Origin of the sequence: Psychrobacter sp. M9-54-1 (assembly GCF_016613355.1) — a bacterium.
Lineage (GTDB): Bacteria > Pseudomonadota > Gammaproteobacteria > Pseudomonadales > Moraxellaceae > Psychrobacter > Psychrobacter faecalis.
This window is the reverse complement of sequence record NZ_JADGFW010000012.1, coordinates 57,345-76,171: the sequence shown is the minus strand read 5'-3', so window position 1 is coordinate 76,171 and position 18,827 is coordinate 57,345. Positions and strand designations below refer to the sequence as shown.

Annotated in this window: 8 protein-coding genes; 6 read left to right on the top strand and 2 right to left on the bottom strand. The window is 45.7% G+C overall.

Annotated features, from left to right (window positions below; translation table 11 throughout):
• Positions 1 to 122: 122 nt before the first annotated feature.
• Positions 123 to 5,144, bottom strand: coding sequence for a translocation/assembly module TamB domain-containing protein (locus IQ457_RS05915; RefSeq protein WP_200662448.1), 5,022 nt, complete (start codon positions 5,142 to 5,144; stop codon positions 123 to 125).
• Positions 5,145 to 5,264: 120 nt separating this feature from the next.
• Positions 5,265 to 8,831 (bottom strand): autotransporter assembly complex protein TamA, encoded by a 3,567-nt coding sequence (locus IQ457_RS05910; protein WP_200662447.1) that lies wholly within the window; start codon positions 8,829 to 8,831, stop codon positions 5,265 to 5,267.
• A gap of 324 nt (positions 8,832 to 9,155) precedes the next feature.
• Between IQ457_RS05910 and IQ457_RS05905 the strand changes: the two genes are divergently transcribed.
• The 6 genes from IQ457_RS05905 (at position 9,156) to cydB (ending at position 18,732) form a co-directional block, all read left to right on the top strand.
• A complete protein-coding gene (locus IQ457_RS05905) occupies positions 9,156 to 10,496 on the top strand; it encodes an MFS transporter (RefSeq protein ID WP_200662446.1) in 1,341 nt (446 codons plus the stop codon).
• Between the two features lie 171 nt (positions 10,497 to 10,667).
• Positions 10,668 to 11,312, top strand: coding sequence for a 2-polyprenyl-3-methyl-6-methoxy-1,4-benzoquinone monooxygenase (gene coq7 / locus IQ457_RS05900; RefSeq protein WP_200662445.1), 645 nt, complete (start codon positions 10,668 to 10,670; stop codon positions 11,310 to 11,312).
• Positions 11,313 to 11,560: 248 nt separating this feature from the next.
• On the top strand, positions 11,561 to 12,778 hold the full coding sequence (locus IQ457_RS05895; RefSeq protein WP_200662444.1) for a tetratricopeptide repeat protein: 1,218 nt from the start codon (positions 11,561 to 11,563) through the stop codon (positions 12,776 to 12,778).
• Between the two features lie 336 nt (positions 12,779 to 13,114).
• A complete protein-coding gene (locus tag IQ457_RS05890; protein WP_200662443.1) occupies positions 13,115 to 15,697 on the top strand; it encodes an esterase/lipase family protein in 2,583 nt (860 codons plus the stop codon).
• Between the two features lie 528 nt (positions 15,698 to 16,225).
• Complete coding sequence (locus tag IQ457_RS05885; RefSeq protein ID WP_446737532.1) at positions 16,226 to 17,716, top strand: cytochrome ubiquinol oxidase subunit I; 1,491 nt, start codon at positions 16,226 to 16,228, stop codon at positions 17,714 to 17,716.
• Positions 17,716 to 18,732 (top strand): cytochrome d ubiquinol oxidase subunit II, encoded by a 1,017-nt coding sequence (gene cydB / locus IQ457_RS05880; RefSeq protein ID WP_144296532.1) that lies wholly within the window; start codon positions 17,716 to 17,718, stop codon positions 18,730 to 18,732. The genes IQ457_RS05885 and cydB overlap by 1 nt, the downstream gene beginning before the upstream one ends.
• Positions 18,733 to 18,827: the final 95 nt, after the last annotated feature.

Here is an 18,827-nt window from a genome sequence, read left to right as displayed (position 1 = left end):
ATCAACTGCTCACCGCATAAAAAAACGCCTTTTAATAAAGGCGTTTTTTATTGCATTAAATGAACCACTAACAAGCGACTTAAAAATCGACAGTATAGTAAGGCTATTAAAAGCTTAAGTGCTTAGAACTGCCAACTATAAACCACATCGACCGCGTTTTCCGCCGCTGAAGTTGCTTCGACATAAATGCGGCGCGTTAGCTGATAACGGATAGATAGGCTATTTTGTGCATTAAACACCCCCACGCCGTAGCGAATATACAAATCAGGGGTTACATAACCAGTAACGTTAACGTTGGTGTCATCACTGCTGCCTGACGCATCAACGGTTAGGCTTTGGAAGCCAAACGCTTGACCTATCTGGTTGGTCAGATTGCGCGTGCCACTCAGCCCAAAGCTTAGTCCCGCCGCCGCAAGGTTATTGGTCACCTGCGATTTAAAGCCTTGCTCACTGATTTGTGTCGCGCTCTTATTATTAATACGGCCCGTTATCAAGGCATTCATCGCTTGCTGCTGGGTTAAGCCAGCATTGTTAAAGACGATAATATTTGGATTTTCTGTATTGCCTTTAACGCGTACGCCGACGGTCTTACCGCTGATGGTTTTCACCGCCTCAATGCTCAGATTTGGTTTCATCACGTCGCCATTAAAACGCACCTGACCGTAATTCAGCTCTAAGCTCTGACCAAAAATATTGACATTGGTACGGCGAGAAACCTGCACGACGCCTTTGGCGCGCATAACGCCTGTGCCATTTTGGGTCACATTAATCGCCCCTGCTAACGGAATCACTGCACCAAAACCGCGGAAATTGATGTCATCGCCCAAGTCAATACCGATATCGGCATTGATTGACCAAGGTTTTGAAATCGCTAAAACCTCATCAATATTACCAATCAAACGGCGATCAAGAACCACCGCATCTTCGGTTTGGGTAATGATATCTTCACTAGCTTCTGGTGGACGAATGGTCGCTGACGGCACACTGACCGCGCCAGTAATATTGACATAACGGTCACCCGGACGCACGATAATGTCGATATCAGGGTTAATCTCAGCCAACAATAATGGCGGCTGGGTCAATACCAAACGCTCGCCAATAATGCTGAGCTTAGCTTGCAGTTTTTGTTGCCAATTTACCGTACCAGTCAGCTTGCCCGTACCGGTACCACTATTAAAAGTGCCGTCGATATTCGCCTGCGTACCACGAATTTTGGCATCGACATTGACCTTTCTTAAATTGATTGGTAAATCGAGCATCGCAATACGGCCATCAGCCAATTTCACATCGCCATAAAACTGCGGTTTATCGAGCGTCCCACCCAAACCACCTGCCATAGTGATATTACCTTCGAGCACGCGCATACCGGGGAAGAAAGGCTTAAACACTGCCAAATTCAGCTCATTGAGCACCAGCGCACCCGAGATAGGTTTCGGTGTTTTATAAGGGTCAACGATAACCTCAGCATAGCCACGCGCACCGCGACCAGTATTGATATCCGTGCGCAGTTTGATGCCTTCAGGGACCGATAAAGCAATGACCGACACGCGCTTATAAGGCAAGGTAACCGGCTGACTATCGCCATCTTGGATGAGACCGATTTTGCCGTTATCAGAGTACAGCGTGGTATTAATCGTTGGCGGACGACCACGTTGCCAACCGACGATGGCTTTACCATTAATTTTCGCTTGCCAATCAATATCCTTGGGTAAGAATACGGAAAACAGCGAAGTATCCAAGTTTTGTACCGCTACATTGACTTGACCTGCCGCTGGTGAAGCAATGAGATTCTCACGCAAACACAGCTTGCCCGTTTGGTCGGTCGCCTGCCAACAGTGGGCGGCAAGCTGCACTTTTAAGTCAGTAGAATTATTACCCTGCTTTTTGGGTAAATTGACAATTAATTGTGCAGGTTGTAGTTGGTTTAACGTCGCATATTTTGATTTGATACGCCCTTTACCAATCACGCCTGACCAACTGAGCTTATCGCGATTAAAGCCACCCTTGAGTCGAGCGGTGATAGCAAGCTCATCATTTGCCACTTCAATATTGACCACATGCGCCTGCTCAGTGCCATTAAAAGTGGCATTGACCTTTTTAAAGCTCTGACCTGCCGCATCCAAACCTTCGGCGCTAATAATAAGCTGGCTTGGGCTATTGGCCAAATTGACCAGCTTACCGCGGATACGACCTTGACGCAAAATAAAGCCCGGTAGCGCTAGTCGCTCACCAACCAAGTCGATATAAATCGTGGGCAGCGCCTGTCCTTCCGGCTGCGACAAGGTTGCGCCTCCCGTCACTTTACCAGCAAGCTTATCTGATAGCTGGTCAAGACTGGTGATATTAATCTTAGCTTGTAGCTGCTTAGCATTGCCATTAGCAGTAAGATAATTGTCGCCCCAACGTAGCACCAAATTATTGGCATTTAAGCTATCGATTAGCGCATTAACTTGCTGATACTGTGCTTGTGCATCCTGTGCTTGTAAGCGTTTAAAATAACTGCCCAAGTCTTTTGGTAGGCGCAGCTTCGCCGCCAAACTACCTTTGGCACTGAGCGGCTGGCCTTTTAGCACGCCACTTAGGTTAACTTGTTTGATATTAACGATTTGCTGATTGTCACCCCAGCGCCCATCGGTATCAATAGTGCCAGTGATGGTACTTGGGATATCTTTAAAGAAATAACCCAAGTTAAAGCGATTCATCACCGCTTTGACATCCCAAGCGATACCTTTACGCACATCGACCGTACCATTGGCATCGATACTACCTGCGGCGCCGACATGGCGGAAACGCTTGATACGAATCAGCTGCGCGTCACCACTGGCGTCAATGCTAAGTTTACCGGCTGGCAGTTGCTCAGCATCTAATACACCATCAAATTTCACCGCAAAGTTTTTCAGCTTACCCTTTGCGTTAGCATTAGTATTGGCTTGGTTCTTTGGCGGCGTTTGCCACACGCCGCTGGTTTTTAAATCACCGGTGATAATGGCAGCGTTATTGGGTAAAAAATAGCCGAGGTTAAATTTATCAAAGCGGCCATCGACTGTCCAGCCAATGTTTTGACGTAAGTCAATGACACCGTTCGCTTTTACTGCGCCGGCTTCACCGTTATAGTTGAGTTTACGAATACGAATCAGCTTTGGCGTACCAGCAGCATCAATCGATAAGCTGCCCTTTGGTACGTCAGCGGTATCAATATGACCATCAAAACGGGCATCAAAAACAGACAGCTCGCCGCCGATAATATCGACGCTAGCATCACCGCTGCCCGTGATACCAATAGCGCGGCTATCTTGGCTGGCATCGAGGTTTGCTTTTAAATCGGTATTAGTAAAGCTAATAATATGGCGCTGACCTTTGACACGGTTTTTACTGATATTGAGCATGCGCCCGCGCGCATTGATATGCCCTGTTAAGCGCTCAAGCGGTAAGTCACTACGATATTTTTTGGGTAATAAGCCATTGGTACGCGCATCAATTTGCCACGTTAGCGGGCGTTTTTTACTGGCCAGTTGAATCTGCCCTGTACCAGATAGGTCGCCTACTATACCTTTGTAATTAAGACGGTTGATATTAATCACGTCGCCGGCTTTACGCACGCGCACATCGTAGTTGCCTTTAGGGGCGACATTTAACTCATTAATTACCGCTTTGCCATCGACCGATAAATTCGAGCCGCGGATAATAACATTGGCTTGTCCGCTTGGACTGTCGACATTACCGATATTAGGCAAATTGCGGCGTACCAAATTTTGCCACTTGGCGTCGATATACCAAGGCGTGACTTGCTTAGCATTGGCGCTGCGACCACGAGCAGGCGTTTTGCCGCGCACGATGTTGGCATTGAGATGCTCGCCATCGCGCTGACGCAAATCTGCATCCATCTCTAGATTGCCATTTTTATTTTTATGCTGATAATGTACCGATAAGCGACCATTGAGCTTTTGCGGCGCATAGGGTTTAAAGTCGGCATATTCATCTGAAATCGCCTGACGAATATCAAAATTACTGCCCGTGGCGCGGACTACCGCATCAAAACTCTCTTTCCAGTCCAAAATACCTTGCAATGTCAAATTGCCTGCTGGTACTTGCGCATCCAAACGATCAACGCGCAGCTGACTGTTGGCGATAATACCGCGACCTTGATAGTGACCCGATGGGATATCTTTAGCGGTCAGCTCGGTATTGATACGCAGACGTATCTCCGAGATGACGCCCGACGCGGTCGCCATGCCGCTTTTTAGGTGGATATTTTGGCTATCGGCATAAGGAATTAAAATATCGTCCCATTTAAGTTTCGCTTGAAACGGCGAACCTTCATCTAGGCCCTGCACCACGAAATCACCGCTGACATCGCTGTCGTTATAACGGCTACGGACTTTACCAACGGTACGTTTTAGCGTACCGGTTGCGGAGATATTTAAAGGGTCGATATAGGCTTTTTCTAACGCACTTACCTCGACAATTCCGCTCAAATCTAAAGGATAGTCGCCTTGTAAATCTGCCTGACCTTTTAAAGCGCTGACTTTTACAATATCCGCATACTGCAATTTGCCGCGCCCGACGTTCACCACGCTACCAACCCAAGTCAAATCTCGCGCTTCGATATCATGCACAACGATAGGGTCTTTGGTGACTTGTTTATAAATAATGGTTTTTATTTTTGCTTGATCAAAGCGCAAATTGACTGGCAAGCTAAGCGTTCGATAATCAAACGGCTCGCCCGTAGGTGGTTTATTATTGATAATCTCAATGGTTTGAATGTCGGCATCACGCAGATGCACTTCTTTGGCAAATACCGCGCGCCAGCCTATTTTGACATAAGCTTTATCGACCAATATCTCAAGGTCTTCGGTAGCGTTGATATCGATATCGCTGACCCAAATACCATCGCGCAGATTACCCCGACCGTATTTAAACTTAACCCCCGTCTCGGCACTGATTTTTTCTAAAATGAATTTTGTGCCTGACTCAGTACCGACCGCATATAAAAATATGGCGAACATAATCGCCAGTACAATCAAAATAAGAACCGTTAATTTGAGCAAAAAAGACAGGGGAAACCAACGTCTAACAGCGCGGGCATCGCGCTGTGCTGGATCTTTATCCGAGGGCTTATTTGGCGGGGTATTTTTGGTCAACATGACACTCAGCTATGTTAAAGAAGGATTACCAGCAAGCGCTAGAATGAAAAATAAGGCGGTTTTTGCGTTTTTATCAAGACTGCTATAAGCACTCGTGTTAGGCGTACTTATAGCAGCCATTTATAAAGGCGACCCGATAAACAGATGCAGTCTAACAGGGATGCTATCTTCCGTCACGCCAGCAGCAACATCGACACGTACCACACCAACCGGCGACGCCCAGCGGATACCGACGCCGACGCCAACTTTGGTATCGGTTTCAAAATCTTTGTCATAGGCATTACCGACATCGGTAAAGACTGCGCCGCGGAAACCTGGTCTAAACTCATAGTTATATTCCGCGCTGCCGACTGCGAGGATTTGTCCGCCGGTGAGATAGCCTTTCTCAATCGGTGATAGGCTTTCGTAATCATAACCGCGAATACTTTGATCGCCGCCAGCAAAGAAGCGCAGTTTATAAGGCACTTCGTAAAAATCATCCGCCCAAATATAACCGGTATTTAAACTGCCCAGCACTTGGTGTTTATCGTCAGCCCCGAAGCTATAAAGACCGCTCACACCCGCGCGTAAAATTGCCATATCGGTATCACTTAGCAGACTTTCTGAACCTGCTTCAAGCGCATAATACTGACGGAACCCGCGGGTAGGATTGGCAGCATTATCGACGTCTGTTTTGCTCATACCATAACCAAATAACAAAGCGTGCTGCGTCGGTTTCGAGGAAGTAAAGCGCACTGGCAAATTGTCTAATTCTTCCTCATCGACGCCAGTTTCTAACTCATCTAAACGGTAGCGCAGAGAGTAGCTACGATCCCAGCCATTTTCACGGCGGATATTACGCGCCAATGCTGCTTTTAAGGTTCGGGTAGATAAGTCAAAATTACCTTCGCCTTGATCGATAACCTCTTCTTCATAGGTCAAACGGGCATCCAACTTATCATTTAGCGGATGCTTCCATGGTCGACTGCCATACACGGCGACATTTTTGGTAATGCGCGAAACTTCGGTTTCTGCCCCTGCTTGATAGCCTTTACGATTGATCAGATTATAATCTATCTTGGCAGTGGCGCGCACCCCAGTATCGGTACCATAACCGAGACCGACTTGGGCATCACGTGGTTTGTTTGCCGAAACAAAGACGTACAGCGGCACTTTTTTGTTTTCTAACACATCCTGCGGGGTTTTGCGTCCAGCAAGCGTTGGCGGGACGAAGTTTTCATCGGCAAGGATATTTTCTTCATCAGGGAATATTTTTTGTGCGACATTACTGATAGAGTCGCTGATTTTACCCAAAATACTAGTGGCTTTTTGGTCTTTTTCATCCAAGACGCGATCATCCGGCAGACGGCTTAAACGTTCAGCTTTTTGTCTAATGGCTTGCAGTTTACTCAAGGTTTCTTCATCGGCTTCAAACTCGATGGCAGCGATATCGGCTGGATTGACCGTCTCACCGCTGGTAGCGTAACGCTCAGCGTCTTTTTCGGCTTTGACTGCCTCATCTTGCTCGATATTATTGCTATCGAAGTCATCATCGGTAGTCTCAGTACTACTGCTATTAGGCGTATTATCAAAGGCTAAAGTACTGCTTTCTGTGCGCTCGTCTGGCGGCAAAATCGTCTCGACGTTAACAGTATTAAAATAACGGGTCGCCGATAAATCGTTACTAAACTTGGTCACGGCCGGACGATAAAATGGCTCGCCTTCTTCAAAGCCGACCAGCTGCTTTAACAAGGACAATTCAACGGGCAGCTTTTCAGGGTCGCGCGTCAGCGTACCCGACGCTTCATCATAAGTAAAAAATACCACTTCATCAAACTGGTAACGATCACCAGTGTTATAAACCAGCGACACATCGGCGGTATTGTCCGGCAAGATAATATCGACCGATTTGTTTAGCCAATATTGATCAAAGTAACCATAGGTATTGCTGAGCGACTCAAGCGCCGCTTTGCTGTCTTTATAAACGCGGTGATTAAAAATATCACCTTCTTGTGGCGGTAGGTCTTTTTCCAGCTTGGCAAACTCTTCTTGCTCGCTGCCCTCGCCGCGAATGTCAACAATGCGGCTATCCACGCGTACCGGCTCACCTAACTTTTCAATAATGACATCAATGGTATCGGTAGTTGGTTGGCGCAAACGTAGGGTCACATCATAGTAACCGACAGCTTTGGCGGCATCTAAGGCGCTTTGTCGTAGACGTGGCAGCGCAGCAGTGAAATCAACCACAGATTGCAAGGTAGTGTCATCAATAGCGGCTTTGATATTCTTAAAGGGCTGAATATCATCATCGGCTTTGGTTAATTTTGGTTTAGCATTCCTTGTACTGTTTTGAGCGTTGTTTTTGCTATTATCGTTTAAATTATCTGCGGCAGCTTGTTGCAAATAAATGGTCGTCTCAACATGCGGTAGGGTGACAACGCCACCATTAAAAAAGCGATTATAAAGGCGCTTAACAATATTGCCTTTTTTATTACGTGCTATCGGTTTGGGTTTCGCCGCTTGTTCGATACTTTCTTTTACCGCATTGACATCGTTTTCATAGTTAGGCAAATAATCATCAGGATTGATGCTGTCCGACTGGGCATTTTCTATACCACTATCCATGTCCACACTAGTCACGCTATCGCCAGTGCCACTAGCAACCGAATCGCTGACGTCAATAGGACGCGACATCACATCATCTGTCTCCGCCTGCTTAGCAGCGGCCTCATTTCTACCCAAGGTTTCAAGATTGCTTGGTGCTGGTAAATTGGTAGCATCTAAACTCACATCGAGCCCAATTGGCGGCGTGCTATCGTCTAACCTTGCAACAGGCGCATCAAATGCGCCATCTAAAGCTTGAAAGTCATTGTCGTCATAACGCATGCCATCGATATTATTAACGGCATTACTTTGAGTGATATTGCCGATATCTTGAGCGTTTTGCTTATCCATCGCCGCCAGCTCGCGATCAATCTCGTCAGGCGTCATCATCTGATAGCCTTGTTGCTGCACGCTATTAACTTGCTGCTCTAAGTTTTCATTGCTGTCAAATGCTTGGTTGTTGCCTATACTATCTATGCCATTACCGATAGCACTAGCAAAGTCATTAATACTATCGATATCATTATTTGATAACTGGGACTTATCCGTATTATTTGCTTGCGCGGTGGCGTTTTTGTTAGGATTTTTAATACCTAAGTTCTGCTCGCTATAATCATCCAATACCGATTGATCGATAATACCTTCTTCAACGGCTTTTTTTAGACGTAAGGCGTCCAAAGCAATATCAAGCTGGCTGTCTTCATAAGCATCTTTAGAAAGTGCTCGTTTAGACGAGGACTGAGCCGAAGAATTGGAAGGCGGTTTTGGCGTTGGTAGCTGCGATTGTCGTTGCGGCTGTGCAGTGGTCGCATCATTGCCACTATTTTTGATAAGTTGGCTGCTGCTTGCATTATTGGCCGTATTATTATTTGAATCAGTGGCGGCAAAAGCACTAGGCGCGATAGCAACACTGACCCCAAAACCAACCAAACTGGTGGTCAATGCCCGAAATAGTGCCGTACGCGTAAAATAAACACGAGGGTTATCCATGGGATTTATATGAGTAGGATGAGCAAATTTAGCCGAACACAGCGGCGCATTTGACGCAGCAGCAGGCGGTATCCCCGATGAGTGGCGCGCTAGAGTTGAAGGCTGGTGTTTCATATTTATTTCCTATCACCTCACGCGGCACAAGTGACGGTCGATGGCAATCGCCTCGTCTTACCGGTGAATAAACGTAGAGCAGTTCGCTGAAATTAAAGGTTTGGACGGCTAAAATTTACAAATCATAACTTAGTTAATTCTCAAATCATAGCACTGTGCGCATGTATTTTTACCAAAGCCTTGCTATTATACGGCGTAATATCGATAAAACCTATGCTATATTTCGATAAGTTTTTGATAGTATTGATAATTGTTTATCTGCCAATCACTGCGTAAAAGTTTGTTTTCTCCTTTATTAGCCGCGACCCACCTGTAGGAATTTTCATGGCCAATCAGTTTCAATTATTTAAGCATCGCCGGTTTAATGCCATGTTTTTTACCCAATTTTTGGGTGCTTTTAATGACAATATTTTTAAGCAAGCACTGATACTGGTGCTGACCTATACTGCTGCCAGCCAATTGGGCATGGAAGTCAGTATTTTAAATAACTTGGCGGCGATGTTGTTTATTTTGCCGTACTTTTTATTTTCGGCATTGGCAGGGCAAATTGCTGATAAGTTTGAAAAATCAAAACTGACACGCTTAATTAAATTGCTTGAGATAGGCATTATGATTATCGCTGCTGTCGGCTTTGTCTTTGAATGGTACGCGCTGTTATTTGTGGCGCTGTTTTTGATGGGCACGCAATCGACGTTTTTTGGGCCGATTAAGTATGCGTACTTGCCACAAGCGATGAGGGAAAATGAGCTGGTCGGTGCCAATGGTCTGTTCCAAATGGGCACCTCGCTTGCCATTTTGCTTGGTATGATTATCGCTGGGGTATTGACCCAAATTACCCAGCCGCTATTTTGGATAAGTGTGACGGTGCTTTTTGTTGCGGCGATAGGCTATTTTGCCGCCCGTTTTATTCCCACCATGCCAGCGATGCAGCCTGATTTGAAGATTAATTGGAATATCTTTACCACCAGTATGGCGACGGTGCGTTATTTATACTCGTTGCCTTTTTTATTCTTTGTCATTCTTGGTAATAGCTGGTTTTGGTTTTATGGCGCGACGTTTTTGACCCAAACACCAGAATTTAGCAAAGTCATTTTGCATGGCGATGAATCCGTGGTGATTTTCTTATTAACGCTATTTTCAGTTGGGGTGTCGATCGGCTCGCTACTGTGCAAATCCTTGACCAAAAACCAAGTCAGCTTGCGCTTACTGCCCTTTGGCATTGCAGGTCTTAGCATTTTTGCCATTGATTTATATTTTTCTTTGTCAGGGCTCAAACTCAGTGTCAGCTCGGCTACCTTATTTGGTATCAGTGATTTATGGGGTATGAGCGGTAGCTGGCGCGTGTTTGCCGACTTGTTCTTTTTGGGCTTTAGCGGCGGTTTATATATCGTGCCTTTATACGCCTCTATGCAGGCTTATGCGCCAAAAAGCCATCGCGCGCGTATCGTCGGTGCCAATAATATCTTTAATGCCATTTTTATGGTGTGTTCGGCGATTTTCTCGATTGTGGTATTAAATGCGCTGGGTCTAAATTTGCCGCAACTGTTTTTAGTCACCGGCTTATTAAATATTATCTTTGGTATATTTTTATATCTTAAGCTTAATAAACACATCAAACACGCCGTTATCCAAACTCATGATGACGAGAAAAATCGATACGACTAGCGTCAAACGCAATATGAATCGGCAAGCCAATAATTTCGCTGCCGAGATTGTCTATTGTTTGTTATAGTGGTTCGATAAGTGTTGTCTGATAGGTTTAGTGGCCTATTAAATAGCTTAAACCTATTCATCATAAGTTCTATTTATAATTCATACAGCCATCAGGAGTGAATCATGGCGCAGCGTTCCTTATCAAAAATTGACCAGCTATTACTTGGCGTAGATAAAGCATTGCGAGCGGTTGTACCGCATTCAAATCCTAGCACTCGCCCGCTGCCTGTTAGCAGTGATGAGATTCCTGAGCTAAGTATCAACGAAGCGCGTCATGTCGCAGGCTTGATGCGTATCAATCATACGGGCGAAGTCTGTGCCCAAGGGCTATATCACGGGCAAGCGTTTGCCGCAAAAAACGATAACGTCAAGCAAGCCATGCAGCAATCTGCTGAAGAAGAAGTCGATCACCTAGTTTGGTGCGAGGTTCGCTTAGATGAGCTTGGCAGCCATCCTAGTATTTTTACGCCTTTATGGTACAGCATGTCATTTGGGCTTGGCGCGGTAGCAGGGGCGATTTCTAACGAGTTCAGTTTGGGCTTTGTCGCCGAAACCGAAGCGCAAGTTAGTGAGCATTTGCAAGACCATATCGGTCAATTGCCACCGCAAGATCAACGCTCAAGAGAAATACTGGCGCAAATGGATATTGAAGAATTACATCATCGCGAGTTGGCACTCGCCAATGGCGGCGCAGCCTTGTCGCCACTGGTACGCCACACAATGCGCTGGATGGCCAATCGCATGAAGGCCACGGCTTATCATTTATAAGCGTTTATCATCTATAATACGCAAAGCACTACTAAGCTACATCCTTTTTTTAGTGGCTACAGACGGCATTATTCTGTGCTTTTAACAATCCTACTACTGTTAGCAGTCAGATTAATTTGCTAGGGTATGAAAAATTTGTACGATTTTACGGAATGCCAAAACCTAACGATCAATCAATGGATGAATAGATAACAAGTCAGTAACTACAATAACTGATAAACGACAACGATTAAAAGGTAATTATTTTTATGAAAGCCATCAGCCAAACCCCTATTTCTAATAAAGCATCGCACTCTAGTAAAGCGCCTAGGCTTGCGACTCTAACGGCACTCGCTGCCGCTTGTGCCATGCTGCTATCAGCGCCGGCAAATGCAGCTGAAGAAGCGAATACCGCCGCAGCGCCCGCTACGAGCAGCACAGCAGTACCTAGCGCTATCGATTCTAGTAAACGTATCATTCGCCTAGCCAAGCCAAATGCAACGATTAGCACGGCGCCAACTGATGCTCAAGCCAATGTTGGAGTTGAGACTGGCGCTCAAAACAATGTTGAGCAGAATACCGTCCAACCAACTAACATAGCGCAATCAGCTAATAATCAAGCCCCTAATACGCAGCAAGGCAATGTCCAGCAGGCTATTGTCCAACCAAACCGTGCGCCTTTAAATACTGCGCAAAATGCTGCCCAACCACCAGCCGTACCAACACCAGACACGTCCGAGTTGACCGGTACGACGCGCGTTTATGAGCGTGGTCCTATCACTGCGACGGGGATTGATTTACGCAGTGGTCAGCTGCCAAACATTCCAGCCCCGCAAGTGAGTATTTCAGATATCAGCTTTGTCCCTACCGTGCTCATACCGCAGCAGCAAGGACTTGGCACTGATAAACTGGACGTCAGCTTACTCGATGACTTTATCAAAGAAGTCTCACCAAATGCGCGCCATTATCCACCAAACTTCCCGAACCGCACCCAGCGCCACAACGCCCGTGAAAAAATCAAAGTCTTGACTGAATGGATTGAGCCGTATGCCAAAGCGCCAAATGCCTCGTACGATGTCTTAGTTCGCGCCGCCAAACTCAATGGCATGGGACGCAACTTAGATTTAGGCTCAGAATACACGGTACGTGGCGGACAATATATCGATCGCGCCATTAAACTTAAACCAAATAGCGGCGAGGCCAATTTTATCTATGGCATGATGCTCTCAGAAGGTGGCGGTTTTAAAGAAGGTCAAAAATATCTTGATAAAGCCGTCACTCTTGGTTACACCGAAGCTGAGCAGAGTCTTGCGCAATCTGACTTGTTAAGTGATCGCCGTGATAAGGCGTTAGAGCGTTTACGCCGCTTGGCACAACAAAACCCTGACAACGCTATTATTCGTCAACAAATTAAGCTGATCGAGGACGGTAAATTCTATATTTGGGATATCCCTGCCCCAGATATTAATATCAAACCAAGCACTTAATTCTTTGTGATGGAAACGTAAAGTGTTAGCTATTTGGTAAAATGATAGCTCACACCGATTTCTAAAGAGCTGTAAAAAGCGCGCTGCAATTATGATTAATAATGTGAGCGCGCTTTTTTGTGCTTAATTTAGAAATATCTAAGTGGGTTTTGTTAAGCATTGCCTATCCATCTTTTCGATAGTATTTCGTGCTATATGAATATAAGATAGATGACTATAAGATAACAACTACAATAGTTGAATAGCTCGACTTACGTTACACTCATGCTGCTATATAAAGGTGGTATTTATCACTTATTTATGATGCGTTGCTGATACTTATTACTGGAATGACCTATGATATTTGCTGACCTTGCCAACGATATGCCGTCGCTAGAACATAAGTATAAGTACAAGTACAAGCGTAAAAACAAGACGCCTTTTGCTCTACTCGCAGTGGTCGCCGCCATGGCAATATTACCTGCCTGTAGCACCGTCTCCGTCAATAAACAGCCCTCAGAAAAGACTATCGCCGCCCAGCGCGGCAATATTGTCACCGATAACAAATTGAGTAGCGATACTGCCTCAGTCCTATTGTCAGCCGGGCTTAATGAGCAAGCGTGTATGCAGCAGTTTAACCTCTGCCTAACGCAGCTTACCGACAGCATGCTAAATGAACATTATCGCCCAGCTTTGGCAGTATTTGCTGAATTACACTACGCTAAAGCGCGCCAGCTTGGCGAATCTAAAGACTGCCGCAATGCCCTCGCCCGCCCGCCACTTGACCCTTATTATGCCAACGCGCCTTTAAGCGACACTGATGCCAAGGCGCAGCAAAAAAGAACCGATAGCTGCTTGATTGGCTATCAAGAACGTTTATTTGATGCCATTAAAACCAGTTATACGTACTTATTTTATGACAGCTTAGAGCATGATTTTGAAGGTGCGGATAAAGAAACCAGACGCTCACACGCGCAAAGTCGTATTCCAAGTGAGATGGATATCCAAACCCAAGACATATATAACGCCGCCAGTAACGATGTGATTACCCAGCTCTATCAAACGGCTGATGGTGGCGGTAAAATGATGGGTAATACCAAGGTAGAATACTTACCGACGTCCGCAAGTACTGCCACTAGCAGCGAGCGAGCAGTAATTGCCAATCGCACGGCCGTCAAGGGGCGACCAACTGACCAAATCAAAGTCATGAAAATGCACATAGACGATTACAATCTCAATGTCTATTTGCCCAACGAAAATAACTACCTCAAAAATGCCAACCAACAAACCGCTGCCCTAACCGATTTGGTCTCGACCTATGAGCTACGCCTCTCTGGACTAAACTCTATTAGTAAGCGCCCAGGTCTGGGTATCAGCTTGGTAGCTTCATTGGACGACCGCTATACCACTACCATTCGTCAATTATTAATCTCGTCGTTAGCAGATAGGACGGGCAGACTGCATCAAGAAAGCCCTCGTCGAACAGCCAGCGATATAAACGAAAGCTCGAAGGAGCGCTCAAAGGATAGCTTGGACAGTGATGATGCCAGTACGCGGATTTATCCGACTGGACATTTACTAATGACCGGGCTGATTAAGCCGATGGGCAATAGCGTGCTTGATACCCTGAGCAGCAAACAGCTTGATATTCATTTATACAACCCTTACCGCAGCGAGAGCGCCAATATCTTAGGTGACGACTATCCACTGGCGGCAAACTTTTCAGCAGGTTACGGCTTATGGTTGGCAGAAAACCAGCTCGATGGCGTCGGTTATCTAAACCTGATTACCCGTAAAAAAGAAACCAGTTTACCCAAGCTCTTTATGCTCGAACCTTATGATGCTGATAAGCGCGTCATCATCATGCTGCACGGTTTGGCCTCAAGCCCAGCGACGTGGGTCAATTTAACCAACGATATTTTTAATGATGACAAACTGCGTAATAACTATCAAGTTTGGCAGATTTTTTATCCGACCAACTTGCCTATTTTAGAAAATCGCTATCAAATCCAAAAGCTCATCAATACCGCTTATGAGAAAACCGACCCTACGGGGCAAAATATCGCCAGTAAAAACAGCGTCATTATCAGCCATAGTATGGGCGGCATCATTGCGCGTATGATGCTGTCTGACGAAAACTTGCTCGATGATTTGGACCGACTTGACGACCAGAATGCGCTGTCGATGAATGAGAAACGTCAAATACGTGAGGCGATCAAGCAGTCTGCGGGCAAAGAGCAGCTAAAAGAGCGTTTTGAGCTTAAAACTTTGCCACAAGTAGATACGGCGGTATTTTTATCGTCGCCGTTTCGCGGTACCGATTATGCCGACCGCTGGTTCACGCGCGCGCTACGCCGCATCGTGTATCTGCCCGTTGGTTTGGTAAAAACGGTGACCGATAACTTAGCAGCCTTGGCCATCCAAGGCGATTTGGCCCAGAACCCGCTCGGCGCGCTATATTTACAAAATGGCGCCAGTCAATTAAGTGACAAATCGTCTTTTATTCAATTAACCAAAGATATCCGTATCAACGACCGTATCACCTATCATTCAATCATCGCCAATAACGATGCCGATATCACCCGAGGTTTGGCAGAAATGCAGCCTGCTGGAGCAAAGCTCGATTTGTCTGAGGAGATAGCAGAAAATGACAATACAGAGGACGTTATCGATGTCGATGACAGCAATGCGCTGTTAACGGATAGTGATGAGTTGCCAGGTCAACCGCTGGTCGCCGCCGTGACAGTCGATGGCGAGATTGGGCAAGCACTCACCGAGCAGCTGTCAGATGGTATCGTGCCCTACACCAGCGCTCACCTCGATGGTGCAGCGTCAGAGACGGTTATTAACGGCGGTCATAGCATCCAAGAAAACCCGCAAACCATTTTGACCTTACGCCGTATTTTGCATCAACAATTACAGGAGCAAGATACAAACTAAATTTCACCTATATAAAAAGCTTTGAATTCTTATTATTAAAATTTGTTTTTTTATATTACTGTTTGGTATCTATTGATAACAATAGTTAAACAATGACTATTATTTCAAAGATTATTGGCTAATATTGTAAGTGGTTTATGAACGCATAGGTGTGTGATAGCACACTTGTGCAACTTGCGTGTGCGTAAGGTGAAGCGCATAATACTAAAACGTTTAATATGAATAAAACGATCATTTGATGAATATTTAATAGTTTATAAGGATATGAATTATTTACTTTGGCTAAATAGTCGGCCCTAAAGTTTTTGAGTCTTACCCTACGGTAATGAATAAAACATAAGGGTAATGAACGCTATTTTAGTTAAATTTTTATCTTAATTACATTTGCCGCTAACTAATATTTAGCGATTGCCCGTAATAATAAGCGCCCTGATTGATGGACGGTTACGGACAGTTACTTGCGCGTATCATGGAAGCCAACGCTATTCAGCTAACAGATAAGGGTAACCGTTTATGTTCGCTACATTTATGATTGATCAAATGGATGCGTTGATGCTCGCGCGCATTCAGTTTGCCTTCGTTATTTCCTGGCATATTATCTTCCCCGCTTTTTCTATCGGTCTTGCCAGCTGGTTAACCGTGCTTGAATTTCGCTGGCTGAGAACTGGCGAGCCCATTTATGTTGAAGTATACAAACATTGGGTCAAGATTTTCGCCGTCGTCTTCGGACTGGGCGTGGTATCGGGTGTGGTCATGTCCTATCAGTTCGGAACTAACTGGGCCGTGTTCTCCGACAGAGCTGGTAATATCTTAGGCCCATTATTGGCGTTTGAAGTCTTAACGGCGTTTTTCTTAGAAGCGTCCTTCTTAGGGATTATGCTCTTTGGTTGGGGACGGGTGAGCAAACGTATGCATTTTGCCTCCACCGCTATCGTTGCCATTGGTACCATGATTTCAGGATTTTGGATTTTGGCCGCCAACAGCTTTATGCAAACGCCGCAAGGTTTTATGCTGGGCGCTGATGGTCTGTTATACCCCACCAACTGGATTGAAATTATCTTTAATCCTTCGTTCCCTTATCGCTATGCCCATATGATGACGGCAGCCTTTTTAACCACCGCCTTTGTGGTTGGCGGTATTGGCGCTTATTATTTACAGTCCAAAAAGCACGTTGAGCATCGGCAGCATGGTCGAGTCATGCTCGGCATGGCGATGATTATGGCGATATTTGTGGCGCCAGCGCAGGTCCTCATCGGTGATGAGCATGGCTTAAACACTCTTGAGCATCAGCCAGCTAAAGTCGCAGCGATGGAAGGGATTTGGGAAGATGAGCGCGGTGCGGCATTGCGGCTATTTGCCATACCGGACCAAAAGAACCAAACCAATAACTATGAGCTTAGCATTCCTTACGTCTCCGGTTTGATTCTCACCCATTCACTAGATGGCGAAGTCAAAGGTCTTAAAAATTGGGTACCAGAAGATCAGCCGCCCGTTATGATTGTATTTTGGGCATTTCGTATCATGGTTGGTATTGGTATGTTAATGGTGCTCATCGGTTTATTTAGTATTTATAAGTACTTTAAAAAGCAGCAGTTCGATCCTGAGAGTAAGCTCTTCCACCGTGCGTGGATGATGATGACGCCGCTTGGCTTTATAGCGTTACTTGCCGGCTGGTTTGTGACCGAAACAGGTCGTCAACCTTATACAATATATGGGGTCATTCGTACTGCTGAGAGTATGTCACCTATCGCAGCGCAGCAAGTGGCAACAACCTTGATTGGCTTTATTGTGCTATATGCCTTTGTATTTGGCGCGGGCAGCTTTTATATTTTGCGCCTCATCGCACAAGGACCCAAACCGTACGAGGATCCGTCGGATGATCATTTCTATGATCACTCTGTCACCGAAGCCCAAGGTCGCACGCTAAGCGGTGATAAGCGCGCTGCTGATAAAACCAAAGGGCCTGAAGAAGGTTTGGATGAACCTGCTGACGACGTCGATGATGGAGGGTTACGCTAATGTTTAACTATGGTGATGTATTAGATTTACCCTTAATCTGGGGTGGCTTGATTGCGCTATCAGTCTTTATCTACGTCTTACTAGATGGTTTTGATTTGGGCTGCGGCATCTTATTTCCGTTTGCAGGCTCTGATAAAAACCGTAGCCGCATGATGAACTCTATCGCGCCTTTTTGGGATGGTAACGAGACTTGGCTGGTACTGGGCGGCGGTGGTTTATTCGCCGCCTTCCCTGTCGCTTACGGCATCATTATGAGCGGTCTTTATCTGCCGGTCATTTTTATGCTGTTTGGCTTAATTATGCGCGGCGTGGCATTTGAATTCCGTTTTAAAGCCACCGCCCATCGCTACGTTTGGGATGGTTTCTTTTTTATCGGCTCTGTCGTTGCGACGTTTGCCCAAGGTATTATGCTTGGAGCGCTGGTTCAAGGCTTAGAGGCCAGCAATCGTCTGTATACAGGCGGCCCTTTTGATTGGTTCTCGCCCTTTTCTATCATGTGCGGTTTTGCGCTATTGATTGGTTATGCGCTACTGGGCTCTACTTGGCTGATTATCAAAACCGAACATACGCTGCAAGTCTGGGCACGCAAAGTATCAGGTTGGCTGCTCACCGCTTTAATCGTCGCGATGATTGCGGTGACGATATTCATGTATTTTTCAGATATCGAAGCGCTGGAAGGCTGGTTTAGTTTACCAGGGCTGTTATATCTAGCGCCGATGCCAATTATCGTCTTGCTCTTATTCTTCTTTATGCGTAAAGATTTAACCACTGAGCGCGAGTATCGTCCATTTTTATTGACCGTTGCGTTATTTTTGATGGGTTATATCGGCGTTTGTATAGCGATATTCCCATATATCGTACCGTATCAAATGACAATTTATGAAGCAGCAGCGGCTGATACTTCGCTCTCCTTTATGCTCATCGGCGCCGGTATTATGTTACCTATTATCTTAAGCTATACGGCTTTCGCGTATTATACTTTTAAAGGTAAAACCGACCACGAGCACATGTATTAAATAAGCTGCGGCTATTATCTATCTAGTAAGGATAGTAGCCGCGCTTAGCTTAATCCGCTCATGAATATGTGATGACTGATTATTAAAAAATGGCT